The 22,702-nt window shown below is 75.1% G+C and carries 27 protein-coding genes; 8 read left to right on the top strand and 19 right to left on the bottom strand.

What is annotated here, in order from left to right; all coding sequences use genetic code 11:
* Nucleotides 1-52: 52 nt before the first annotated feature.
* On the top strand, nucleotides 53-1,321 hold the full coding sequence (locus GPA02_RS16125; protein WP_156201467.1) for an isochorismate synthase: 1,269 nt from the start codon (nucleotides 53-55) through the stop codon (nucleotides 1,319-1,321).
* 138 nt (nucleotides 1,322-1,459) lie between these two features.
* On the opposite strand, the gene GPA02_RS16130 is transcribed toward GPA02_RS16125, so the two are convergent.
* A complete protein-coding gene (locus GPA02_RS16130; RefSeq protein WP_204986653.1) occupies nucleotides 1,460-2,815 on the bottom strand; it encodes a S1C family serine protease in 1,356 nt (451 codons plus the stop codon).
* Between the two features lie 378 nt (nucleotides 2,816-3,193).
* Here GPA02_RS16130 and GPA02_RS16135 point away from each other — a divergent pair, with 378 nt between their 5' ends.
* Nucleotides 3,194-4,096 (top strand): hypothetical protein, encoded by a 903-nt coding sequence (locus tag GPA02_RS16135; protein ID WP_156201468.1) that lies wholly within the window; start codon nucleotides 3,194-3,196, stop codon nucleotides 4,094-4,096.
* Nucleotides 4,097-4,099: 3 nt separating this feature from the next.
* Here GPA02_RS16135 and menD read toward each other — a convergent pair whose 3' ends face one another.
* Both menD and GPA02_RS16145 read right to left on the bottom strand, forming a co-directional pair.
* Nucleotides 4,100-5,692, bottom strand: coding sequence for a 2-succinyl-5-enolpyruvyl-6-hydroxy-3-cyclohexene-1-carboxylic-acid synthase (menD, locus tag GPA02_RS16140; RefSeq protein WP_240134097.1), 1,593 nt, complete (start codon nucleotides 5,690-5,692; stop codon nucleotides 4,100-4,102).
* Nucleotides 5,689-6,651: an o-succinylbenzoate synthase gene (locus GPA02_RS16145; protein WP_156201469.1), complete on the bottom strand. Its 963-nt coding sequence runs from the start codon at nucleotides 6,649-6,651 to the stop codon at nucleotides 5,689-5,691. The genes menD and GPA02_RS16145 overlap by 4 nt, the downstream gene beginning before the upstream one ends.
* Before the next feature lie 126 nt (nucleotides 6,652-6,777).
* Here GPA02_RS16145 and GPA02_RS16150 point away from each other — a divergent pair, with 126 nt between their 5' ends.
* Nucleotides 6,778-7,038, top strand: a complete 261-nt coding sequence (locus tag GPA02_RS16150; protein WP_156201470.1) for a DUF6458 family protein — start codon at nucleotides 6,778-6,780, stop codon at nucleotides 7,036-7,038.
* Here GPA02_RS16150 and GPA02_RS16155 read toward each other — a convergent pair.
* Nucleotides 7,014-7,778, bottom strand: a complete 765-nt coding sequence (locus GPA02_RS16155) for a metallophosphoesterase family protein (RefSeq protein ID WP_156201471.1) — start codon at nucleotides 7,776-7,778, stop codon at nucleotides 7,014-7,016. The two genes, GPA02_RS16150 and GPA02_RS16155, sit on opposite strands and share 25 nt — an antisense overlap.
* Nucleotides 7,779-7,818: 40 nt before the next feature.
* Nucleotides 7,819-8,136, bottom strand: coding sequence for a hypothetical protein (locus tag GPA02_RS16160; RefSeq protein WP_156201472.1), 318 nt, complete (start codon nucleotides 8,134-8,136; stop codon nucleotides 7,819-7,821).
* Between the two features lie 32 nt (nucleotides 8,137-8,168).
* Between GPA02_RS16160 and GPA02_RS16165 the strand changes: the two genes are divergently transcribed.
* Complete coding sequence (locus GPA02_RS16165) at nucleotides 8,169-9,125, top strand: 1,4-dihydroxy-2-naphthoyl-CoA synthase (protein WP_156201473.1); 957 nt, start codon at nucleotides 8,169-8,171, stop codon at nucleotides 9,123-9,125.
* On the opposite strand, the gene GPA02_RS16170 is transcribed toward GPA02_RS16165, so the two are convergent.
* From GPA02_RS16170 to GPA02_RS16190, 6 genes are all read right to left on the bottom strand, one after another.
* Nucleotides 9,116-9,637 carry a carboxymuconolactone decarboxylase family protein gene (locus GPA02_RS16170; RefSeq protein ID WP_156201474.1) on the bottom strand — a complete coding sequence of 174 codons (522 nt, stop codon included), beginning with the start codon at nucleotides 9,635-9,637 and terminating at the stop codon, nucleotides 9,116-9,118. The two genes, GPA02_RS16165 and GPA02_RS16170, sit on opposite strands and share 10 nt — an antisense overlap.
* Before the next feature lie 115 nt (nucleotides 9,638-9,752).
* Nucleotides 9,753-10,298 carry a sigma factor-like helix-turn-helix DNA-binding protein gene (locus tag GPA02_RS19150; RefSeq protein WP_204986654.1) on the bottom strand — a complete coding sequence of 182 codons (546 nt, stop codon included), beginning with the start codon at nucleotides 10,296-10,298 and terminating at the stop codon, nucleotides 9,753-9,755.
* A 2-nt stretch (nucleotides 10,299-10,300) separates the two neighbouring features.
* Nucleotides 10,301-10,705, bottom strand: coding sequence for a sigma factor (locus GPA02_RS19610; protein WP_420809369.1), 405 nt, complete (start codon nucleotides 10,703-10,705; stop codon nucleotides 10,301-10,303).
* Between the two features lie 56 nt (nucleotides 10,706-10,761).
* Nucleotides 10,762-11,010 (bottom strand): hypothetical protein, encoded by a 249-nt coding sequence (locus GPA02_RS16180; RefSeq protein WP_156201475.1) that lies wholly within the window; start codon nucleotides 11,008-11,010, stop codon nucleotides 10,762-10,764.
* A 138-nt stretch (nucleotides 11,011-11,148) separates the two neighbouring features.
* The gene (locus tag GPA02_RS16185) at nucleotides 11,149-11,922 is read right to left on the bottom strand and encodes an LLM class F420-dependent oxidoreductase (RefSeq protein ID WP_156201476.1); all 774 of its coding nucleotides are present in this window, start codon (nucleotides 11,920-11,922) and stop codon (nucleotides 11,149-11,151) included.
* A 42-nt stretch (nucleotides 11,923-11,964) separates the two neighbouring features.
* Nucleotides 11,965-13,032, bottom strand: coding sequence for a DUF3048 domain-containing protein (locus GPA02_RS16190; protein ID WP_240134098.1), 1,068 nt, complete (start codon nucleotides 13,030-13,032; stop codon nucleotides 11,965-11,967).
* A gap of 426 nt (nucleotides 13,033-13,458) precedes the next feature.
* Here GPA02_RS16190 and GPA02_RS16195 point away from each other — a divergent pair, with 426 nt between their 5' ends.
* The gene (locus GPA02_RS16195) at nucleotides 13,459-14,571 is read left to right on the top strand and encodes an AMP-binding protein (protein WP_156201478.1); all 1,113 of its coding nucleotides are present in this window, start codon (nucleotides 13,459-13,461) and stop codon (nucleotides 14,569-14,571) included.
* A 31-nt stretch (nucleotides 14,572-14,602) separates the two neighbouring features.
* Entirely contained in the window at nucleotides 14,603-15,511 is a 909-nt protein-coding gene (locus tag GPA02_RS16200) for a 1,4-dihydroxy-2-naphthoate polyprenyltransferase (protein ID WP_420809370.1), read from the top strand.
* Here the strand turns inward: GPA02_RS16200 and GPA02_RS16205 are convergent.
* Entirely contained in the window at nucleotides 15,467-15,763 is a 297-nt protein-coding gene (locus tag GPA02_RS16205; RefSeq protein ID WP_156201480.1) for a DUF4229 domain-containing protein, read from the bottom strand. The two genes, GPA02_RS16200 and GPA02_RS16205, sit on opposite strands and share 45 nt — an antisense overlap.
* 41 nt (nucleotides 15,764-15,804) lie before the next feature.
* On the opposite strand from GPA02_RS16205, the gene GPA02_RS16210 reads away from it, so the two are divergent.
* Nucleotides 15,805-16,179, top strand: coding sequence for a PLD nuclease N-terminal domain-containing protein (locus GPA02_RS16210; protein ID WP_156201481.1), 375 nt, complete (start codon nucleotides 15,805-15,807; stop codon nucleotides 16,177-16,179).
* Nucleotides 16,180-16,318: 139 nt separating this feature from the next.
* On the opposite strand, the gene ccsB is transcribed toward GPA02_RS16210, so the two are convergent.
* Genes ccsB through GPA02_RS16240 form a run of 6 tightly spaced genes read right to left on the bottom strand, consistent with a single transcriptional unit; the run spans nucleotide 16,319 to nucleotide 21,562 of the window.
* The gene (gene ccsB / locus GPA02_RS16215; RefSeq protein ID WP_156201482.1) at nucleotides 16,319-17,332 is read right to left on the bottom strand and encodes a c-type cytochrome biogenesis protein CcsB; all 1,014 of its coding nucleotides are present in this window, start codon (nucleotides 17,330-17,332) and stop codon (nucleotides 16,319-16,321) included.
* The gene (gene resB / locus GPA02_RS16220; protein ID WP_156201483.1) at nucleotides 17,325-19,034 is read right to left on the bottom strand and encodes a cytochrome c biogenesis protein ResB; all 1,710 of its coding nucleotides are present in this window, start codon (nucleotides 19,032-19,034) and stop codon (nucleotides 17,325-17,327) included. Before resB ends, ccsB begins: the two co-directional genes overlap by 8 nt.
* On the bottom strand, nucleotides 19,034-19,741 hold the full coding sequence (locus tag GPA02_RS16225; RefSeq protein ID WP_156201493.1) for a cytochrome c biogenesis CcdA family protein: 708 nt from the start codon (nucleotides 19,739-19,741) through the stop codon (nucleotides 19,034-19,036). The genes resB and GPA02_RS16225 overlap by 1 nt, the downstream gene beginning before the upstream one ends.
* 53 nt (nucleotides 19,742-19,794) lie before the next feature.
* Nucleotides 19,795-20,421: a TlpA family protein disulfide reductase gene (locus GPA02_RS16230; protein WP_156201484.1), complete on the bottom strand. Its 627-nt coding sequence runs from the start codon at nucleotides 20,419-20,421 to the stop codon at nucleotides 19,795-19,797.
* The gene (locus tag GPA02_RS16235; RefSeq protein WP_156201485.1) at nucleotides 20,418-21,056 is read right to left on the bottom strand and encodes a histidine phosphatase family protein; all 639 of its coding nucleotides are present in this window, start codon (nucleotides 21,054-21,056) and stop codon (nucleotides 20,418-20,420) included. The genes GPA02_RS16230 and GPA02_RS16235 overlap by 4 nt, the downstream gene beginning before the upstream one ends.
* A gap of 38 nt (nucleotides 21,057-21,094) precedes the next feature.
* Nucleotides 21,095-21,562, bottom strand: coding sequence for a MarR family winged helix-turn-helix transcriptional regulator (locus GPA02_RS16240; protein WP_156201486.1), 468 nt, complete (start codon nucleotides 21,560-21,562; stop codon nucleotides 21,095-21,097).
* 89 nt (nucleotides 21,563-21,651) lie between these two features.
* Between GPA02_RS16240 and GPA02_RS16245 the strand changes: the two genes are divergently transcribed.
* A complete protein-coding gene (locus GPA02_RS16245) occupies nucleotides 21,652-22,185 on the top strand; it encodes a YceI family protein (protein WP_156201487.1) in 534 nt (177 codons plus the stop codon).
* Between the two features lie 150 nt (nucleotides 22,186-22,335).
* Here GPA02_RS16245 and GPA02_RS16250 read toward each other — a convergent pair whose 3' ends face one another.
* Nucleotides 22,336-22,572 (bottom strand): glutaredoxin family protein, encoded by a 237-nt coding sequence (locus GPA02_RS16250; protein WP_156201488.1) that lies wholly within the window; start codon nucleotides 22,570-22,572, stop codon nucleotides 22,336-22,338.
* Nucleotides 22,573-22,702 lie beyond the last annotated feature (130 nt).

Raw genomic sequence — 22,702 nt, forward strand, 5'->3', positions numbered from 1 at the left:
CGGGCACCGCATCGGTTCGCGGGCGGGGTGCCGGGACCCTACGCTGAGCGCGATGTCTCTGCCGTTGCCCAGCACGCTCGTCGCGCGCACCGTCGAGGTGCGAGACGTCGGTGACCTCCTCGCGCTGCTCCCGTCGGCCGACCTGCGGGACGCCCTCACGTGGGTGCGTCGCGGTGACGGCCTGGTCGCGTTCGGCGAGGTCGCGCGGATCGAGACGACAGGCGCGGACCGGTTCGCCGACGCCGACGCCGCGTGGGCGGAGCTGGTGCGCGGCGCGGTCGTGCGCGACGCCGTCGAGCTGCCGGGCACCGGGCCGGTCTGCTTCGGCTCCTTCGCCTTCTCGCAGCACTCGCGCGACGGCGGCGTGCTCGTCGTGCCCGAGGTCGTCATCGGTCGGCGCGACGGCGTCACCTGGATGACGACGATGAGCACCGGGTCGCTGCCGCCGGGCCCCGCCCTCGCGGTCCCCGAGCGCACCGAGGAGCTGCGCCCCCGCACGACCGTGCGGTTCCGCGACGGCGCGCTCGACCCCGAGGCGTGGCAGGGCAGCGTCCGCGCCGTCATCGAGGTCATCCGCTCGGGTGCGGTGGGCAAGGTGGTGATGGCCCGCGACGTCGTGGCCGAGCTCGACTCCGAGCCCGACGCGCGTCGCGTGCTGGGCACCCTCGCCACCGGCTACCCGAGCTGCTGGACGTTCGCGGTCGACGGCATGATCGGCGCCACCCCGGAGCTCCTCGTGCGCCGCGAGCGCGGCCTGCTGTCGTCGCGCGTGCTCGCGGGCACGATCCAGCGCACCGGCGACGACGCGCGCGACCTCGCCCGCGCGGGCGCGCTCGCCCGGTCCTCCAAGGACCTCGAGGAGCACGAGTTCGCCGTCGACTCGCTGACCGAGTCGCTGCGCCCGTTCGTGGCGTCGACGTCGGCGCCCGAGACGCCGTCGGTGCTGCACCTGCCCAACGTCATGCACCTGGCGACCGACGTCACCGCGGTGCTCGACCCCGAGCACGCCGACATGAGCTCGCTCGCGGTCGCGGCCGCGCTGCACCCGACCGCCGCCGTGTGCGGCACGCCGACGCTGCCCGCGGCCGAGGTCATCGCCGAGCACGAGCGCATGGACCGCGGCCGCTACGCCGCCCCGGTCGGCTGGATGGGCGCCGACGGCGACGGCGAGTGGGGCATCGCGCTGCGCTCCGCGGCGGTAGTGGCACCGACGACGCTGCGGCTGTTCGCGGGCTGCGGCATCGTGGCGGCCTCCGACCCCGCGGCCGAGCTCGCCGAGTCCGAGGCGAAGCTCGAGCCGATGCGCACCGCCCTGAGCTGAGCCGCGCCACCCGCGGCCGGGCCGTGCGCAGCGTCACGAGGGGGCGCGACGGCTACCGCGTCCCGTGCTGCCCGGTCGAGCACGACGTCCCGCCCGCGGTGCGCACGGGCGGGACGCCGCACGGCTCCCGGCGCGCCCTCAGCCCTCCTCGCGCGTCGCGAGCGTCACGGTGATCTCGAGGCTCTCGCCGTCGCGGATGACCGTGAGCGTCACCTCGTCGCCGGCCGCGTGCTGGCGGACGTAGCCGGTGAGCGACTCGGCGCCGCTCACGGTGCGGTCGTCGATCCCGACGACGACGTCGCCCGGCTGCACGCCGGCCTCGGCGGCCGGGGTGTCGGGCGCGACCTCGACGACCTCGGCGCCCTGACGGCGCACGCCGTCGGCGCTCGCCTCGCCCGGCCGCAGCGTGACGCCGAGGTAGGCGTGCTCGGCCGCGCCGTTCTCGATGAGCTGGTTGGCGATGCTCGTGGCCAGGTCGATCGGGATCGCGAAGCCGAGCCCGATGTTGCCGGACATGCCGCCCGGCAGGGTCGCGATCGAGGACGTGATGCCGATCACCAGCCCCTGCGCGTCGAAGAGCGGGCCGCCGGAGTTGCCGGGGTTGATCGCGGCGTCGATCTGGATCGCGTTCGTGACCGACGTGCTCTGCGAGGTCTGCGACGAGGCCGCGACGGGACGGTCCAGCGCCGAGATGATGCCGGTGGTGACCGTGCTGGCGAGGCCGAGCGGGTTGCCGACCGCCATCACCGGTTCGCCGACCTCCAGGTCGTCGGAGGTGCCGAGCGTCGCCGGCTCGAGGTCGCTGGGCGGGTCGACGAGGCGGATGACCGCGAGGTCCGTGGTCGGGTCGAGGCCGACGACCTCGGCCTCGTAGAGGCGGCCGTCCCACAGCATCACCTGCACCTGCCGGGCGCCCTCGACGACGTGGTTGTTGGTGAGGACGTGCCCCTCGGCGTCGAGGATGACGCCGGAGCCCGCCGCGCCGCCGGCGGCGGTCGCGACGTCGATCGCGACGACGCTCGGACGTGCTGCGGCGGCGACGGCCTCCCAGTCGGGGCTGCCGTCGGCGGCGGCCGAGACGCCCTGGACCTGGGTCACCGGGTCACCGCTGGAGGCCGCGGCGGAGGTGTCGTCGCGCAGCAGCGCCGCCGTGCCTCCCGAGGCGAGCGCCGCCGCGAGCACGGCCGCCGTCACGGCGGTCAGCACGGTCCGCGGCTTGCGGGGCGGGGCGGGCTCCGCGCCGCCGTCCGGGCGGTCGGGGTCGGTGGGCGGCGGCGCGGCCGGGCCGGCCGGCGTCGCGTACGGCGTGCTCGCGGGGGCGTAGGAGGTGCCGGGCCCCCTGCCCGTGGCGGTGCTCGAGGGCGCGCCGTAGGCGTAGCCCTCGAAGGCCGTCGGCGGCGGGAAGGTGCGGGTGCTGCCGGTCTCGGCGGGGCTGCGCCAGCCGAGCGGCACCGTCACCGGTTCCGGCTGGGTGTTCTGCTGGGGTGTGGTCATCGTTCCTCCTCGGGGCGTCTCGTGAGCCATGGCACCGCGGGGACCTCGGAGGCGGCTCCAGCGGACCTGGGAGATCGCTGGGAGTCCTCCTGCGGCGCGGCCGCACGAGGTGTGGTCGAGACCGGGCGGCCGGCGACGACGGCGGGTCGGCGGTGGCGCCCCGCGTGTCCGCGACGGACCGACCGGTCGTCATCCATGATGCGCCGTCGGATCAGCGTCGGGGGGCGGCACAGGTCGCGCCCTGGTCGCGGCGCCCGGACCCTGCCAGGGTAGGAGCCGGGCCCGGCGTGTCTCAGGGAGCGTCGCCGCCGCTCCTTCGTGACGAGGCGTGCACCGGGCACGCCGTCGGGGGCACCTCGAGGTGGAGGGAGACAGGTCGTGACGACGGCGACCGCGCAACGGACCGACCGACCCGCAGAGGTCGAGGAGTACCGCAACGAGCTGCAGGCCACCTACCGGTACCTGCGGCTCGGGATCATCCTGCTGACCCTCACGCTCGGGTTCTCGGTCGGCATGCAGATCGCGGCCGACGGCGGCTCCGTGCTGCCCTCGGTCAGCGCCTACTACTACACGCCTGCGCGCGCGGTGTTCGTCGCGAGCCTGGTCGCCGTCGGCACCTGCATGGTGATCCACCGCGGCCGCAGCGACACCGAGGACGTGCTGCTCAACCTCGCCGGCTACCTCGCGTTCTTCGTCGCCTTCGTGCCGACCGCACGGGTCGAGGCCACCGAGGGCGAGGCCGCCGCGGCGATCCCGCCCGACTTCGTGGCGGCGGTCACCAACAACACCTGGGCGATCTTCGTCGTGGGGCTGGGCGCGTTCGCCGTCGAGCTGCTGGTCGTGCCGCAGCGGGAGCGCAACATCGACAGTCGCAGCAGCCGGGTCGCGTTCGCCGTCACGGTGCTCGCCTACCTCGGGCTGCTCGCCTTCTTCCTGCTCGCGCGGCAGACCTTTCTCGAGTGGGGCCACGGTGTCGCCGCGATCGGGCTGTTCATCTGCATCGTGTGCGTCGTCGGCATCAACGGCGTCGCGCTCGTGCGGGCGCGCCGCGCGGCCGGTGCCACCGGCGCCGCGCCGTGGCTCAACCGGTACACCTACGGCTTCCTCGGGATGGTGCTGTCCGCGGCCCTGGTGATCGGCGTCGTGCGTCCGCTGCTCGAGCAGTGGATCTTCGTGCTCGAGGCCGCGCTGATCCTGCAGTTCCTCGGGTTCTGGATCACCCAGACGGTCGAGCGCTGGACCGTGCCCGAGCCGCCCCAGGACCACCTGGTCCCGGGCTGAGGGTCAGCGGCCCGCCGCGAGCGGCACCTCGACGACCGAGCGGCCCTCGACCGGCGCCGCGAGCACCTCGGCGAGCTGCGCCGTCGAGGTCACGCGGCTGTGGGCGGCGCCGAAGCCGGCCGCGAGCGCGCCGACGTCGAGCTGCTGGGCGGTGCCGAAGAACCGCGGGTAGACCTCGGCGTGCTCGGGCCGGCCGTGCTCGAGGGTGGCGAAGATGCCGCCGCCGGCGTCGTCGAGCACGACGACCTGCACGTCCGGCTCCGCCTCGTGCACGCCGCGCGCGAGCCCGCCGACGTCGTGCAGGAACGTGAGGTCGCCCACGACGACCCGCACCGGGCGCCGGGTCGCCAGCGCGAGCCCGGTCGCGGTCGAGATCGTGCCGTCGATGCCGGCGAGACCGCGGTTGGCGACGACCCGCGCGGGCGTGAAGTCGTCGCCGGTCGGTGCGGCCAGGTCCGCGTGGCGGACGGTGAGCGAGGAGCCGAGCACGACCGTGTGCGGCTGCGCGGCGGACAGGACGGACCGCAGCACCCACGGCCCGGTCGGGCCGCTCGGGTCGCTCGCCGCGAGCAGCTCGCGCACCGCGCGCTCGCCCGCCTCCTGCCACTGCCGCAGCCAGTCGGCGTCGGTCGCGCCGCGCGCGGCGACGCCGCGCGCGACCACCGCCGCGGTCCCGGACACGTCGACCCACCCCGGCCCGGGGGCCGCCACCACGACGGGGACGTCGGTGCGCGCCAGCAGCGCCGAGACGTCGCGGCTGAGCGTCGGGCGGCCGAGCACGACCACCTGCTCGATCGCGGGACCCAGCTCGGCGAGCACCCGGCGGTAGGCGGCGACCGCGTGCGGGCTGCGCCGCACGCCCGAGGACGGCTCGGCCAGCAGCGGCCAGCCGGCGCTCTCGGCCAGCCGGGCGGCGTCCGCGCCCGCACCGTCGCCGGCGACGACGACGCCGCGCCTGGTGCCGTCGACCAGCGCCTGCCCGCCGCCGTGCTCGGTGCGCGGCAGCTGCGGCACCGCAGCGGGTGCCGCGCCCGGGTGCCACGGCGCCGCCGGCACCAGCGGGTCCCGGAACCCCACGTTGACCTGCACCGGCCCCGGGTCGCCGCTGCGGGCACCGGTGGCGGCCACGACCGCCCGGGTGACGGCCGAGCGCACGCCGCGCGGTGCGCCGTCGGCCGCCGGGACCTCGACGGCGAGGCGCACCGCACCGCCGAAGATGCCCGGCTGGTCGGTGGTCTGGTTGGCGCCGACGCCGCGCATCTCGTGCGGCCGGTCGGCGCTGAGGACGACGAGCGGCAGCCCGCTGTGGTGCGCCTCGAGCACCGCCGGGTGGAGGTTGGCCACCGCGGTGCCCGACGTCGTCACGACCGCGGCCGGCCGCTCGCGCGCGATGCCGAGCGCGACGAACCCCGCCACCCGCTCGTCGACCCGCACGTGCACCCGCAGCCACCCTGCCCGCTCGGCCGCGGCCAGCGCGTAGGCGAGCGGCGCGGAGCGGGAGCCGGGTGCGAGCACGACGTCCTGCACGCGGTGCGCGACGAGCGCGGTCACGACCTCGCGCGCCGCGAGCGCGCTCGGGTGCTCGGCGGCGGTCACGGGCGCTCTCCGGCCGCGACGGCACGCACGCGCTCGTACCAGCGCCGCTGGGTCTCGCCGTCGGCCCGCGTCGCCGCGAGGGCGTCGGTGCTCGGCGCCACCCGCCGGACGGGCAGGAAGCCCTGCACCGGGAGCAGCGGGTCGTCGGTGACGTCGCGCTCGAACAGCTGCACGGTGGCCAGCCCGCACGCGTACGGCAGCTCGGGCAGCGCCGCCGCGAGCGCGACGCCCGCCGCGATGCCGACCGAGCTCTCCAGCGCCGACGACACGACGACCGGCAGCCCGGTCTCCTCGGCGACGCGCAGCGCCGCCCGCACGCCGCCGAGCGGCTGCACCTTGAGGACGACGACGTCGGCGGCCTCGGCGCGCACGACCGCCATCGGGTCCTCGGCGCGGCGGATCGACTCGTCGGCGGCGACCGGCACGTCGACCGCACGCCGCACCGCGGCCAGCTCCTCGACGCGCGCGCACGGCTGCTCGACGTACTCCAGACCACCTGCCGCGCGGTCGAGCAGCCGCAACCGCGCGACCGCGGTCTCGACGTCCCAGGCGCCGTTGGCGTCGATGCGCACCCGGCCCGTGGGTCCCAGCGCCGCCCGGACCGCCTCGAGCCGTGCCGCCTCCTCGCCGGCCGACTGCCCGGCCTCGGCGACCTTGACCTTCGCGGTCGTGCAGCCGCCGGAGGCGCGCACGATCTCGGCGGCGCGCTCGGGCCCGACGGCGGGCACGGTCACGTTGACCGGCACCCGGTCGCGCACCGGCGGCGGGAAGCCGTCGTCGGCGGCCTCGCGTGCCGCGGCCCACCAGCGCCGCGCCTCGTGGTCGGAGTAGTCCCAGAACGGCGAGAACTCGCCCCAGCCGGCGGGGCCGCGCACCAGCACGCCGCTGCGGACCTCCAGCCCCCGGAACCGCGAGCGCAGCGGCGTGGACCACACGTGCGCACCGGGGAGGGAGACCACGGAGCCAGCCTAGGCCGCCCGCCGGATCGCCCCGACCCCCACCGTTGCGACCCTGCCCGCGGCGCTGCGGCCCTACGCTCCCAGGAACGGACGGTCACCGGACCGCCAGGACAAGGGAGCGCAGACATGGGTTACGGGTTCGGCATCTTCCTCATCGCCGCCGGGCTGATCCTCGCCCTCGCCATCTCGGACCGCATCGAGGGCATCGACCTCGGCCTCATCGGCTGGATCCTGGCCGGGGCGGGCGCGCTCGTCGTCGTCATCACCGCGATCCAGGCGAACGCCCGGCGCAGCGCCACGACGACCGCGACGACGACCCACCCCGACGGCTCCCAGGTCACCGAGCAGCGCACCACCGAGCGTCAGGACCCGCCGCCGGTCGCCTGACCCTGCAGCCCGCGGTAGCGGGCGGTCCGCAGCTCGACCTCCCACACGTCGGTCGCGGGCATGCCGACGGCGTGCGCGACCGCGACCTCGGCGTCGACGTCGTAGGGCACCCGCACGACCTGGATCCCGAACGGCGCGGGTGCGGTGCCGTCGACGACGCCCTCGAGCACCACGTAGCTCGAGACCGGCTCGTCGAGCGGGTTCCCGACCGAGCCGGCGTTGACGAGCGTGCGCCCCTCGCGCGTGCGCACGTAGGCGTCGTGGATGTCGCCGTAGACGACGACGTCGGGCGTCGGCCCGTCGCCGGTCATCTCGGTCGCGGCGAACATCCCGTCGAACTCCTCCTCGGTGTGCTCGGCGAACACGCGCACGTGCGGGCTGGTGGCCGAGGCGTGGAAGAGCCGCACCCGGCGGCCGCTGACCAGCAGGTCGTGGCTGAGCGGCAACGACGTCAGCCAGTCGCGCTGGTCCGGCCGCAGCTGGTCGCGCCACCACCGCGTCGCGGCCGGCGCGTCGTCACCCACGCGGGGCAGCGCATCGTCCCAGTTGCCGCGCACGGTCACCTCGCACACCTCGCGGCAGCGGTCGACGGCGGCGGCGCCCCGCGGGCCCTTGCCCGCCACGTCGCCGAGGTTGAGCACGCGACGGATGCCGCGCCCGGCGATGTCGTCGAGGACCGCCTCGAGGGCCGTCAGGTTGCCGTGGACGTCGGAGATCAGCGCGAGGCGGTCGGTGCTCACGCCCGCCACCGTAGGACCCCTCGCCCCCGGTACGCCGGGGTCAGCGGATCCCCGCGCGCTCGTCCAGCTCCTGCAGCAGGTCGTGCGCGGCCAGCTCGACCGCCTTGTGGCGCCACTCCGCCGCCCGGTAGACGCACGCGATCAGCGCCGTCCGGTGCACGCGCCGGAAGTCGCCCACCACGAAGGCGTAGCGGGCCTTGGTCTCCTCCGTCGCACCGACCGTGAGCCCGAGGTGCCAGGCCGCGTACTCGGCCCACGAGTGCCGTTCGAGGTAGGCGTTCTGCGCCGCGGCGTCCGGCTGCACCTCGCCCCAGTCGCTGTCGAGGACGTACTGCCGCGCGGCGGCACCGCACGGCACGCGCGAGCCCCCGACCCGCCTACCCTGGGCGGGTGACCGACGTCCCCGTTCCGAAGCGAGTATCGGAGATCTTCGACCCGCAGCGCTGGCGCGACGTCGAGGGCTTCGATCTCACCGACATCACCTACCACCGCGGCGTCGAGCGCGGCCCCGACGGCGTGCGCGACCTGCCGGTCGTGCGCGTCGCCTTCGACCGCCCCGAGGTGCGCAACGCCTTCCGCCCGCACACCGTCGACGAGCTCTACCGGGTGCTCGACCACGCCCGCATGAGCAGCGACGTCGCGTGCGTGCTGCTCACCGGCAACGGGCCCAGCCCGAAGGACGGCGGCTGGGCGTTCTGCTCGGGCGGCGACCAGCGCATCCGCGGCCGGGACGGCTACCGCTACAGCGTCGAGGGCGGGGGCGAGACCGCGGACGCGATCGACCCGGCACGTGCCGGCCGCCTGCACATCCTCGAGGTGCAGCGGCTGATGCGCACGATGCCGAAGCCGATCATCGCCGTCGTGCCCGGCTGGGCCGCCGGCGGCGGGCACTCGCTGCACGTCGTCGCCGACCTGACGATCGCCAGCCGCGAGCACGCACGGTTCATGCAGACGGACGCGAACGTCGGCAGCTTCGACGCCGGTTACGGCTCCGGGCTGCTGGCCCGCCAGGTGGGCGACAAGCGCGCCCGCGAGATCTTCTTCCTCGCCCGCGAGTACTCCGCCGAGCAGGCCGAGCGCTGGGGCGCGATCAACGAGGCGGTGCCGCACGCCGAGCTCGAGGACGTCGCGCTCGAGTACGCGCGCATCATCGCGACCAAGTCGCCGCAGGCGATCCGCATGCTCAAGTTCGCCTTCAACCTCGTCGACGACGGCCTCGCGGGCCAGCAGGTGTTCGCGGGCGAGGCGACGCGGCTGGCGTACATGACCGACGAGGCGGTCGAGGGACGCGACGCGTTCCTCGAGCGCCGCCCGCCGGACTGGTCCGCCTTCCCGCACTACTTCTGACCGACGGCGGCGGGCTCCCACTCGCCGGCCCGCCGGTGCAGCTGCGCGAACATCCCGGGCTGGTAGAGCCCGGCCGGCTGCCGGGTCATGACGTTGACGACGTTGAACGCGTTGATCGTCGCGATCTGGCACACGAGCGCGGTCAGCTGGTGGTCGTCGTAGTGGCGGGCCGCCTCCTCCCAGACCTCGTCGGGGACCTCGCCGCGGTCGGCGATGCGGGTGCCGGCCTCGGCGAGCGCGAGCGCGGCGCGCTCGGCGTCGGTGAAGACGGTCGTCGCCTCCCGCCAGGCGGCGACGAGGTTGAGCCGCTGCGCGGTCTCGCCGGCCGCGGCCGCGTCCTTGGTGTGCATGTCCACGCAGAACCCGCAGCCGTTGATCTGGCTCGCGCGGATCCGCACGAGCTCCAGCGTGCTCGCCGGCACCACGTCCCGCAGCGGTCGCTCCGCCGCGATCAGGTGGCGCACCGCGCCGGTGGCGACGTCGTCGGTCATCAGGTCGATCCGGGGTCCCATGCCTGTCTCCTCCTCGTAGCGGGGAACCGTTCACCCCTTCCGACGAGACGGCGGCAGCGGATGTCAGGTGCCCGGTGCCCGGGCGTGTCCCGACGGCCCCGCTGCGGGGAGCGCGTCAGGCCCAGACGGCGAGCTTGTCCGGGTTGCGCACCGTCCAGATCGTGCGCACCCGGCCGTCGACGACGTCGAGCGCGACCACCGACACCACGCGGCCGCCGACACGACACACCAGTCCGGGCCGGCCGTTGACGACCTCCTCGACGACCCGCAGGTCCGGGTTGTGCTCGATCACCGTGAGCAACCCGCGCGCGACCTCCTCGGCACCCTGCGCGACGTGCGCGAACACCGGGACCTTGCCACCGCTGTCGGCCAGCGACGTCACCCGCGCGTCGAGCAGCCCCACGAGCGCCGCGACGTCCTTGCGCTCCCAGGCGTCTCGGAGGTCTCGCACGACCTCGGCGGTGGCTGTGGCCGGGTCGGGCCCGCCCGGCGCGGCCTCGCGCAGCCGCCGCCGGGCCACGCTGGCCAGCTGGCGGCACGCCGCCGGGGTGCGGTCGACGACGTCCGCGATCTCGGAGAAGGCGTAGCCGAACACGTCGTGCAGCACGAACGCCACCCGCTCGGCCGGCGTCATCGCGTCCAGCACGACGAGGAAGGCCATCGTCACCGACTCGTCGAGGCCGATCTTCTCGGCGGGGTCGCCGTGCTCGACGACGGGGCGGCGTGACCACCGAACCGCTCCGCGCCGCCGGGCACCGGTTCCGGGATCCACTCCCCCACGTACCGCTCGCGGCGCACGCGCGCCGACCGCAGCTGGTCGAGGCAGAGCCTGCTCGCGACCGTCGTCAGCCAGGCGGCGGGTGAGTCGACCGCGGCCCACTGCGCCTCGGTGAGCCCGTACCAGCGCGCGTAGGTCTCCTGCACGACGTCCTCGGCGTCGGCCAGCGAGCCGAACAGGCGGTAGGCGACGCCGGTCAGGCGGGCCCCGCTCGGCCATGAGCAGGTCGAGCCGGTCGTCGGCCGCGTCGTGGCCGGTGTCGAGCATGGGCACCCTCCCGAGACGTCGATGCTATGACGACGGGGCGGGCTCGCGCGGTGTCAGGTCCGGCGTCGGCCGGCCCCGGTCACCGGCTGAGGAACCACTCGGCCACCGCGCTGACGGCGGTGCCGGCACCGACGGCGAGCAGCACCATCGTGCCGATGAGCAGCACCAGCGACACCGTGACCGCGGCGGCGGTGCGGGCGAGCGTGCGCTCGTCCGGGCCGGGGACGTCGTTGCGGGGGCTGTGGTCGTCCTCGACCCGCCCCTCGACCGGTGCGGCGGGCGCGGTGCGACGGGGACGGACGACGGGGTGAGCAGTGATCGAGGCCATGTCTCAAGGCTGCTCGCACGCCGCCGCCGGCACATCGGACGGGGGCCCGAATCGTGGGCACGCCTGCGGGATGAACGGCCCCCGCCGCCGTCCACCCACGGGATGACGCCGCCGCGTGCGGAGTCATCCCGCCGCGGCTCAGCCCTGCGCGTCGCGCCAGGCGAGGGCCTCGCGCACCTGCGTGAGGTCGTAGTCGGGCCCGGGCGTGCCGATCGTGAACAGGGTGACGCCGGCGTCGACGAACCCCTGCGCGGCGTCCACGCCGGGCCAGGAGCTCGACCGCTCGATCGCGGCGGGGTCGGTGCCGACCTCCGCGCAGTGCTCGGCGAGGATCGCCGACTTGCGGGTGAGCGTCTCGAGGTCGCCGAAGGCGTGCCAGATGTCGGCGTGCTGGGCGACGAGGCGCAGCGTCTTCTTCTCGCCGCCGCCGCCGATCAGCACCGGGACGCTGCCGGGCGCGGCCGGGTTGCCGACCGCGAGGCGGTGCTCGATGCGCGGCAGGTACTCGGCCAGCAGCCGCAGCCGCGAGCCCGGGGTACCGAACTCGTAGCCGAAGCTGTCGTAGTCCTTCTGGTTCCAGCCCGCGCCGATCCCGAGGATCAGCCGGCCGCCGCTGATGTGGTCGACGGTGCGCGCCATGTCGGCGAGCAGGTCGGGGTTGCGGTAGCCGCCGCCGGTGACGAGCGCGCCGATCTGCACGCGCTCGGTCTGCTCGGCCCACGCACCGAGCATCGTCCAGCACTCGAAGTGCGCGCCGTCGAGGTCGCCGTTGAGGGGGTAGAAGTGGTCCCAGTTGAAGATGATGTCGACGCCGGCGTCCTCGGCACGCAGCACGGCGTCACGGATGAGGCCGTAGTCAGGGGCGTGCTCGGGCTGGAGCTGGACGGCGATGCGGACTCGACGGTCGGTCATCCCTCCAGCGTAGGTGCAGCCGCGGGTGCGGCGGTCGCCGCGTCAGGAGACGGAGACGGACGACCCGCTCACCGGCACGAGCTCGACCCAGGTATTGCCGGGCGCCAGCAGCACGGGTGCGTCGTCGGCGGTGGTGAGCTCCAGCACCGACCCGACCTCGGACTTGCTCCAGGTGGCCTCGACCTGGTGCCCGCCGGTGAGGACGATCGCGGACCCGGAGCCCGTGAGCACGGTCTCCGGGACCGGGTTGCCGCCGGGGTCGTGCGCGCCGGTGTCACGCACCTGGACGCGCAGCACGACGACGTTGACCGCGGTGATGCGGCCGCCGTCGGTCGTCGTCGCCGGCTGGCCGGTCTCCGAGCGCTGCCAGACGTCGCCGTCCCAGGACCAGCTCGGGTCGGCCGCGGGGAACGCGATCGCGACCGAGCGCGCCGGCTCGCCGTCGAGCGCGGTCGCCTGCTCAGGCGTGCGCGCGAACCGGAACTGCTGCTCCGGCGGGCCCTCGCCGGCACCGGCCCGCAGGAAGGTCTCGGTGTCGCCGTAGACGTTGTGCGGGGCGACCCGGTCGCTCGTGCGGTAGAACCCGGCGTCGCCGCCGTCGTGGGAGAGCATCGTCAGACCGGTGGCGGCGACCTGGTTGACGAACCGCGCCTGGCCTCCCGAGAACACGAACAGGCCCCCGAAGGGCGCCGAGATCGCGGCGTCCATGGGGCGCAGCGAGCGGATCGGGCCGAGGGTGGCCGGCACCGAGGAGTGGAAGACGGCGTTGAAGCGCGTGATGCCGCCCTCGACCATCTCCTCGAACACGACGTCGGCGTCGCCGAGACCGGTCTGCGGGCGCGCCTCCCGGGAGTTCTCGATCTTCACGCTCATGGCGGGGCGCTCCGCGACCTCGTCGGTCGCGACACCGGTCAGCGGCCAGGTCACCGGGACCGTGGGCTCCGGCACCGCGCCCTTGTCGGCGGGCGCGACGGTCGCGTCGGGGGTGACCGTCACGAAGATCGTCTTGTTGCTCGACGGGCCCGCGCACCCCGCCAGCAGCGCCACGGTCGCGACGGCTGCGGCGAGCGTCGCGCGTCGCGTCCTTGCTGTGCTGGTCGTCCTCGCCACCGGGCCATCGTAGGGGCCCCGCGCGCTCGCGAGCCCCACGGTCGACGCCGCGATCCGCGGCATCTCAAGGGTTCTCGCGGGTGCGCGGCGGGCGTGGGGGGGCGCGACGGGCGCGACGGGAAAGGGCTCTCCCGGCGAGTCGTGCCCGGTTCGGCGACCACCCCGCGCCGAGGTCCCGGAAGCCTTGACCGGTGCCGGAGCGGTTGCTAGCGTCGTCGCCGTTCGTCCAGCGTTGAAAGTCGTTCATCATTCGACAGTCCCCCCTGCGAGTCCGACGAAGCTGACGAACCCCGGCCCTGCGCCGGGCGGCCCGGCGGCGCATCCCCTACGTCGCCGGGCCCTCTCGCATCCTGCGCCGCAGCCGGCCCGTCCGGGCCGCTCCGGTGCCGTCGAGCAACCGCCTCACGGGCTTGTAGCGTGGCGGCCGTGAGGACCGGTGGAGACCCGGCGCAGCGCCGGGCCGAGGACGCCACCGCGCTCGCGCGTGCGCTCGCCGACGCGCTCGCCGGCGGCCCGCCCGTCGTGCTCGGCGACCCTCCCCCGCGGCCGGTCCCCGCGGGCGTCGCGCTCGTGCTGCGCACGTCGGGGTCGAGCACGGGCGTCGGGCGTCCGGTGGCGCTGCCGGCGCAGGCCCTGGCGGCCAGCGTCGCCGCCACCCACACGCGCCTGTCGGGACCGGGTCGGTGGGTCCTCGCCCTGCCGCCGGTGCACGTCGCCGGCGTGCAGGTGCTGGTGCGCTCGGTCCTCGCGGGCACCGAGCCAGTCGTCGCCCCACCCGGACCGTTCGACCCCGACGCGCTCGCGGCGACGCTGGGCGCCGCGCCCGACGACGCACCGCTCTACCTCTCCCTGGTGCCGACCCAGCTGCACCGGGTGCTCGCCGAGGGCGGAGCCGCGCTCGAGGAGCTGACGCGCTGCGCGGCGGTGCTGGTCGGCGGCGCGGCGACGCCGCGCACCGACCTGGAGCGCGCCCGTGCCGCCGGCGTCCGGGTCGTCACGACCTACGGCATGACCGAGACCTGCGGCGGCTGCGTCTACGACGGCGTCCCGCTCGACGGCGTCCGTGTCCGGCTGCGCGAGGGCCGGGTGCTGCTCGGCGGCCCCACGCTGGCCGCCGGCTACCTCGACGACGGCCCGCAGCCGTTCGAGGCCGACGCCGACGGCCGCTGGTTCGTCACCTCCGACGCCGGCGAGCTCGACGCCGACGGCCGGCTCCGCGTGCACGGCCGCGTCGACGACGTGCTCGTCACCGGGGGCGTCAACGTGCACCCGGCGCACGTGGAGCGGCTGCTGGAGCCCGTGGCCGGCGAGGTGCTCGTCGTCGGCGTGCCGGACCCGGAGTGGGGCGTGCTGCTGACGGCGGTCGTCACGCGCGACGTCCCGCTGGAGGCGCTGCGCGACGCGGCCGGGCACGGCCCCCAGGCGCCGCGCGCCGTCGTGGTCGTCGACACGATCCCGACCCGCGGGCCCGGCAAGCCCGACCGCCGGGCCGCCGCCGCGCTGGCGGCCGCGGCGCTCGCCGGGCGCACCGAGCGCTGACGCAGCCGCGGCCCTCGGTCGGTACCCTCGCCTGGTGCCCGAACCACGACCCGACCGCGCGAGCCTGCGGGACTGGCTGACCGGGGCCCGCGTCCGGACCCTCCCGGCCGCCGTCGCCCCCGTGCTGGCCGGCACGGGCGCCGCAGCGGCCGTCGACGGCGCGCACGGCGTGCGCGCGCTGCTCGCCGCCGGGGTGGCGCTCGCCCTGCAGGTGGGCGTCAACCTCGCGAACGACTACTCCGACGGCATCCGCGGCACCGACGACCACCGGGTGGGGCCGACCCGTCTGACGGCGTCCGGCGCGGTGCCGCCCGCCACCGTCAGGCGGGCGGCGTTCGCTGCCTTCGGTGTTGCGGCGGTGCTGGGGCTGGCGCTGTGCGCGGCGGCCGGCACGTGGTGGCTGCTCGCGGTCGGCGCGCTCTGCGTCGTCGCCGCCTGGTACTACACCGGTGGGCGCAACCCGTACGGCTACCGCGGTCTCGGCGAGGTCGCCGTCTTCGTGTTCTTCGGGCTGGTCGCCACCGTCGGGACCACCTACACGCAGGCGCTGCAGGTGACCACGGCCTCGGTGCTCGCGGGAGCCGGTGTCGGTGCGGTCGCGTGCGCGCTGCTCATGGCCAACAACATCCGCGACATCCCCACCGACACCGAGGCCGGCAAGCGCACGCTCGCGGTACGGCTCGGCGACCGACGGGCGCGGTGGGGCTACGTCGGCCTGCTGGCGGCCGCGCTCGTGGCGGGCGCCGCGAGCCTGCCGGCCGCCGGGGTGGCGCCGGGGTGGCTCGCGCTGCTGCTGCTGCCGCTCGCCCTGGCCGCGCCGCAGGCCTCGCGCGTGCTGCGCGGCGCCTCGGGGCGCGAGCTCATCACGGTGCTGCGCGACACCGGGCTGCTCGAGCTAGCGCTCGGTGCCGTCCTCGGTCTGGCCCTCTGGCTCGGCTGAGGCGTCCAGCGCGGCGTCCTCGGCCTGGGCATCGGCATCGGCCCGCTCGCGCTCGGGCCGGCGCTCCGCGAGGCCCTGCAGCGTCCCGGCGGCCCGCTCGCGCGGGCCCTTGAGCAGCAGGTAGGACAACATCGCGCCGACGACGACCGCCATCACGACGAGCAGCAGCCCCCGCATGCCGGCGAGGTAGAGCACACCGCCGGCGGCCACGACGAGCAGCATCCGCAGCAGCGTGTAGACGAGGAGGGCCACGCGACCACCCTAGGTGGTCGGCGACGACGTAGGCTCGGGGCATGCGCGTGCTGCTGACCCTGCTGGTCCTCGCGGTCACGGTCTACGGGATCGTCGACTGCTCGCAGGCCGACGCCCGGACGCGCCGGAACGTGCCGCTGTGGGTCTGGGTGCTGCTCATGGTCGCGCTGCCCGGGGTCGGCGCCGTCATCTGGCTCGTGCTGTCGCGCCTGACGACCCCGGGACCGGAGGTGCCGCGCAGCCGCCCGGTCGCACCGGACGACGACCCGGAGTTCCTGCGTGAGCTCGAGCGGCGCAACCGCGAGCGCGCCCGCGGCGAGACCGGCGCACCGACCGACGCGCCCCAGGATGGCCCGGACCAGACGGACCGTGAGGCCGGCAACGACACCGACCGGCCCTGGGGCGGGCGCTCCTGACGGACGCGCGGAGCCGGCACCGCCCGGACGACCGGCCGGGGAGAGGCACCGGGAGGGCACCGACCCAGCCCTGACGGCTCACGGACGCCGTCCGCGACCCTCGCGCCGTCTGGCCGCTGAGGGCCGACGGCGGCGCGGCTCAGAGACCGCTGTAGCTGTGGCGCCCGGCGAAGAAGACGTTGACGACGTAGAAGTTCGCCATCAGCGCCACGAACCCGGCGAGCGCGAACCACGCGAACCGGTTGATCGTCCAGCCGACGGTCGCGCGCATGTGCAGGTAGGCGGCGTAGACGAGCCAGATCACCAGGGACCAGGTCTCCTTGGGGTCCCAGCCCCAGGGTCGGCCCCAGGCGGCCTCGGCCCAGATCGCGCCCGCGACCACCGTGAGGGTCCACCCGACGAACGCGACGGCGTTGAGCCGGTACGCGAAGCGCTCGAGGCTCTCCGAGCCGGGCAGCTGGGCCATGAGGCGGCCGGCGAAGCTCGACGGGCGGCGCGGCGACGTGCCGCCCGCGGAGCCCGCACCGGAGGTCTCGACGCTCTCGGCGGTGTCGACGGTGTCGAGCTCGACGGTCTCCAACGTGCCCACGGCACCCGCGGCGACCGGGACCGGGGCGGCGACCGCGGCGCGGGCCTCGACCTTGCGCTCCTGCCGGTGCTGCAGGAGTTGCAGCGCCGAGGCGGCCGCGGCGACCGAGAACAGCCCCGTGGACGCGGCGGCGACGGAGACGTGGATGCCGAGCCAGTAGGAGTCGAGGATCGGCTGCACCCCGTCCGCCTCGACATAGAGCTGCCAGAACGCGACCGTCAGCACGCACACGACGAGGAACGAGACGAACACGCCCAGGTAGCGGATGTCGCGCACGCGGTTGATGACGAGGAACGTCCCCATCGCGACGATCCCGAACGTCAGGCTGAACTCGTACATGTTGGCCCACGGCACCCGGCCCGCGGCGAGCCCGCGGAGCACGAGGCCGACGGCGTGCATCCCGAAGCCCAGCCAGGACACCGCGACCGCGATGTTGGCGGCGCGACGCACGGTGCGGTGGGGCGCGTGGCCACCCAGCGCCGAGATGTCGACCGCGAAGCTGATCAGCGCCACCGTGTACGCGACCAACGAGCCGAGCACGAGCACCGTGCTGATCTCACCCATCGTCCCTGGCCTCTCGTTCCGCAGCCGCACCCCGCGGCGTCGGTGTCCTTCTCGGCGCCCGCGTCGCGGGCGTCGTCGTCGTGCTCCGCCGGCGCGCGTCGGGCGCCACGGCGGCCACGACGCGATCGAGCTCGCGCTGCAGACCGGGGTCGTCGCCGCGCGCGAGCGCGGCGACCTGCACCACGCTACCGCCCGACGCGGGTCGGACACGCAGCCAGACGCGACGTCGCGGCAGGAACAGCGACGCCGCGAGCCCCAGGAACGCGATGCCGGCGAACAGCCCCATCCACGGCACCGAGGGGTCCCACCGCACGTCGAACGCGGCGAAGCGCCGCAGCTCGGAGAACGTCACGCTGCCCTGGCCGTCCGGCAGCTCGACCGACTCGCCCGGGCGCAGCACCAGCTCCAGCGGCACCTCGGTGCCGTCGGCGGTCTCGGTGGTCGCCTGGGTGAGCCCGGTCGTGTCGAGCACGAACAGGTTGCGGGGGGCGCCGTCGTCGAGGCCGAGGTCGCCGGTCCACAGGTTGAGGATCAGTACCGGGTCGTCCGGCTGCGGGAACGTCGAGCCGAGCACGGTGCCGTCGGCCGCGTACAGCGCGGTCGGGAACAGCTGACCGCGGAAGCCGAGCTGCGGGTCGCCGCCGTTGGCGTCCGGCACCAGCACGACACCGGTCGAGGTGTAGGCGGTGTCCTGCGGCAGGAACAGCACCGGCCCGGAGAACGCGACGTCACCGGCCGCGTCGGTGACCGTCAGCACCGGTGCGTACCCGTTGCCGGTGAGGTAGACGCGCGCGTTGCCGACCGACAACGGGTCGTTCGGCGAGATGGTGGTGGCGGTCTCGCTGCCGTCGGGCCGGCTGAGGGTGACGTCGGCGGTGAAGGCGTCCGGTCGGCCCGCCTCGGTGAACACCGACGTGAAGTCGTCGAGCCGCAGCCGGAACGGCTCCTGGGAGTCGACGTCGTACCAGGCGCCCGCGTCGAACGTGTCGTAGTCGACCGCGGAGTTGACCATGCTGCTGCCGACGACGACCACGGCCTGGCCGCGGTACTGCACCAGCTGCCCCCACGCCGTCACGACCAGCAGGCCGACGAGCGCCAGGTGGAACGCGAGGTTGCCGGTCTCGCGGCCGTAGCCGCGCTCGGCCGAGATCTCCAGCGTCTCGACGTCGCCGCGCTGCACGCGGCCGGTGCGGCGCTTGTAGCCGCGCCCGAGCGCGCGCTCGGCGGCGGCGACCACCTCGCGCGGGGTGCGCGCGACCTCGAGCTCGTCCCGCACGGGGAACCGCGCGAAGCTGCGCGGCACCCGGCTCGGCCCTGCCCGCATCGCCTGGGCGTGCGCCCAGGTGCGGGGCACGATGCAGCCGATGAGGGAGACGAACAGCAGCAGGTAGACCGCCGAGAACCACGGCGAGGCGTAGACGTCGAAGAAGCCGAGCCGGTCGAGCAGCTCGCCGCTGCCGGGGTTGGCCTCGAGGTAGTCCGCGACCGCGGCCGGGTCCTGCGGGCGCTGCGGGAAGAACGCGCCCGGCAGCGCGACCACCGCGAGCATCAGCAGCAGGATCAGCGCCACCCGCATGCTCGTCAGCTGGCGCCAGCCCCAGCGCAGCCAGCCGCGCAGGCCGAGACCGCGCGGCGTGCCGGAGGGCGCGGGCGCGCCGCTCGGTGCGGAGCCCTTGAGACCCTCGGGTGCGTAGCGCGCCATCAGATCACCGTGCTCGTGTCGGCCAGCAGCAGCTGGAGAGAGCTCATCAGGCGGCCCCACACGCCCGTCACCATCGCCAGCCCGATGAGCACGAGCATGCCGCCACCCACACGCATGACGGCGAGCCGGTGCCGGCGCAGGAACCCGAGCAGCCGGTCGGAGGCGCGGACGCCGAGCGCGACCAGCAGGAACGGCAGCCCCAGGCCCAGGCAGTAGGCGAGGGTCAGCGCGACGCCGCGCTCGGGCGCGAAGGCCCCGAGCGCGAGCACGGCGGCGAGCGTCGGCCCGATGCACGGCGTCCAGCCGAGCCCGAAGGTGATGCCGAGCACCGGCGCGCTCCACAGCCCGGCGCGCGGCCGCAGGTGCAGCCGCCGCTCACGCTGCAGGAACGGCACCCAGCCCATGAAGCCGAGACCGAGCACCACCACGACGACGCCGAGCACGCGGAACAGCACGTCCTGCCAGCGCAGCAGCGCCACCCCGAACGAGAACACCGCGGTGACCGCGACGAAGACCGCCGAGAAGCCGAGCACGAACAGGGCCACGCCCAGGACGAGGCGTGGGCGGGAGGCGCGGGACGCCGTCGAGCCGGCGGTCCCGACCATGCCGCCGATGTAGCCGAGGTACCCGGGGACCAGCGGCAGCACACAGGGGGAGGCGAACGAGACGAACCCGGCCAGCAGCGCGACCGGGACGGCGACGAGCATCGGGCCGGAGAACGCCGCGTCCGCGAACGACTCCCCCAGCCCGCCGAGCCAGGTCACGACTCCGCCAGCACCGTGCCGACCATCGCCGACAGCGTGCTGCGCTCGACCATCCCGATGATGCGGGCGGCGACCCGGCCCTCGGCGTCGAGCACGACCGTGCTGGGCATCGCCTGCAGCGGCACCACGCCCTGCAGCGCGGCCACGCCCTCGGCCTGCGCGTCGTGCAGCGTCGGGTAGGGGATGTCGAAGGTGCGCTCGAACGCCTGCGCGGTCGCGGGCTCGTCGGTGTGGTTGACGCCGAGGAAGCGCACCCCCTCCGGCTCCAGCTCGCGCGCGAGCTCGGCGAGGTCGGGCGCCTCCTTGCGGCACGGCGGGCAGGCGGCGTACCAGAAGTTGAGGACGACCGGGGCGCCCCGCCACTCGGCGAGGTCGACGGGGTCGCCGGCCATCGTCACGCCCGCGAGCGCGACCGGCTCGGTTCGCGCGTCGGGCGCCCACTCCTGGACGCTGCCGTCACCGGCGACGTAGCTGGTGTCGACGCCGTCGGAGGTCGCGGGTGCGCCGCCGTCGTCGCTGCACGCCGACAGCAGGCCGACGCCGAGCGCGGCCGCCCCCAGCAGGAGGTGCCGTCGCGTGGGCAGGAGAGCGGGCGAGGTCGCCCGCGGCGTGCGTGCGCTCATGTGATCGCGACCGCCCCCACGAGCAGGTCGGCGGCGGGCTCGGAGTAGTCGAGACCGACGAGCGTGGCGCCGTCGAACGTGAGCGTGGTCACCGAGGCGAGCGTGCACTGGCGGCGACGCGGGTCGTGCAGCACGCCGCGCCCCTCGAGCGCGAGCCGGGTCATCCAGATCGGGCTCTGGTGCGAGACGATCACGGCGTCGTGGCCCTCGGCGGCGGCGCGCGCGACCCGGATGGCGTCGGTCATGCGCGCGACCTGCTCGCGGTAGGGCTCGCCCCACGAGGGCACGAACGGGTTGAGCAGGTGCTTCCAGTGGCGCGGGTGCGCGAGCTGGCGGGGGTTCGGCGCGAGGTCGAGGCCCTCGAAGACGCTGTCGGCCTCGATGACCCGCTCGTCGGTGCGGACCGGGATGTCGAGCGCTCGCGACAGCGGCTCGATCGTCTCCTGCGCCCGCTGCAGCGGCGAGGCGACGAGGTGCACGACGTCGAAGCCGGGGCCGGTGAAGTGCTCGGCGAGCCGCTGCGCCATCGCCCGGCCGCGCTCGCTCAGGCGGTAGCCGTCGAGCCGGCCGTACAGGATGCCCTCGGGGTTGTGGACCTCGCCGTGCCGGACGAGGTGGACGCGTGTGCGGGGCATGGGCTCAGTCTCGCAAAGAATTCCGGGGGCTCTCGACGTCAGCTGGGCGGGTTCTCGGTGATGCGCTCGGCCACACGCTCGAACGCCTCGCCGATCGTGGCCAGCTCCTCGCGGGAGACGACGTCGACCAGCCGGTCCCGGACCGACTGCACGTGCAGCGGCGCCGCCGCGACCAGCACCTCCCAGCCCTTCTCGGTCATCGCGCACTCGACGCCGCGGCCGTCCTCGGAGCTGCGTTGCCGGCGCACGATGCCCTGCTCCTCCATGCGGCGCACCGTGTGCGTGACGCGCGAGCGGGAGTGCACGAGCCCCTCGGCGAGCACCGACATCCGCAGCGTGCGGTCGGGGGCCTCCGAGAGCCGGACCAACACCTCGTACTCGTTGAGCGCGAGGCCGGTGGCCGCCTCCAGGTCGTGGTTGAGCGCCGCGAACAGGGCGCTGGTGCCGGTCAGCAGCGCACGCCAGTGCCGCTGCTGGCTCTCGTCGAGCCATCGGGTGGTGGGCATGTGTGACCGTCCTCTCCTTGACACAAGCCTAGTTGAATGTTGTACTACTGGTACGAGGTTCCACCACCGACCCCCTGGAGACAGACTTCATGAGCATCCCCGCAGGCACCTACCAGATCGACGCGAGCCACAGCGAGCTCGGTTTCACCGTGCGTCACACCGGCATCGCCAAGGTGCGCGGTCGCTTCACCGGCGTCGAGGGCACCTTCACCGTCGCCGAGCCGTTCTCCGACTCCCGCGTCGACGTCACGATCGACGCCGCCTCGGTGAGCACCGGCAACGAGCAGCGCGACGCCCACCTCACCTCCCCCGACTTCTGGGACGCGGCCACCAAGCCGACCTGGAAGTTCGTCAGCACCGGCGTCCAGGGCGAGGGCGAGGAGTTCACGCTGCTGGGCGACCTGACGATCAACGGCGTCACCCGCCCGGTCGAGCTGGCCGTCGAGTACAACGGCGCGGCCAACGGCCCCGACGGCGTGCTCCGCACCGGCTTCTCCGCCACCGGCGAGATCTCCCGCAAGGACTTCGGCCTGACCTGGAACGTCGCGCTCGAGGGCGGCGGCCTCCTGGTCGGCGACAACGTCAAGCTGGGCCTCGAGATCGAGGCCGTCAAGCAGGACTGACCCGCAGCACCTCACGGCGCCCCGTACCCCGGTGCGGGGCGCCGTCGTGCGTCCGGGCCGCGTCGCACGGCGGGGCGTCCAGGCGCGCGACGTCGCGTGCACGAACCGTGGCCGCACGCCGACCACGAGGGCCCGCCGGTCGGCGGGCCCTCAGCGCAGCGCGGCACGGATCGCGTCGCCGCTGATGCGCCAGAAGCCGACCTGCACGTTGTCGACGAGGACGACCGGCACGAGCTCGCCGTAGCGGGCCTGCAGCGTGGGGTCGGTGTCGATGTCGATCTCCTCCCACCCGACGCCGTCGGGCTCGCACACGGCCCGGACCGCGCGACGTGCCGCGTCGCACAGGTGACACCCCTGGCGGCTGAGGAGCTGCACGCGTTCAGCCATGCCCCGAGCCTAGTCATGGGCACTCGGCGCACGTCCGCGGGCCGCGCCAGGCGGCGGGCGGTGGTCGACGGCGAGCGGTGGCCGCGCGCCCGTCCGCGGGCCGTGCCCGGCGGCGGGCGGCCGGTGGCCG

Origin of the sequence: Actinotalea caeni, from assembly GCF_009733795.1 — a bacterium.
Taxonomy (GTDB): domain Bacteria; phylum Actinomycetota; class Actinomycetes; order Actinomycetales; family Beutenbergiaceae; genus Pseudactinotalea; species Pseudactinotalea caeni.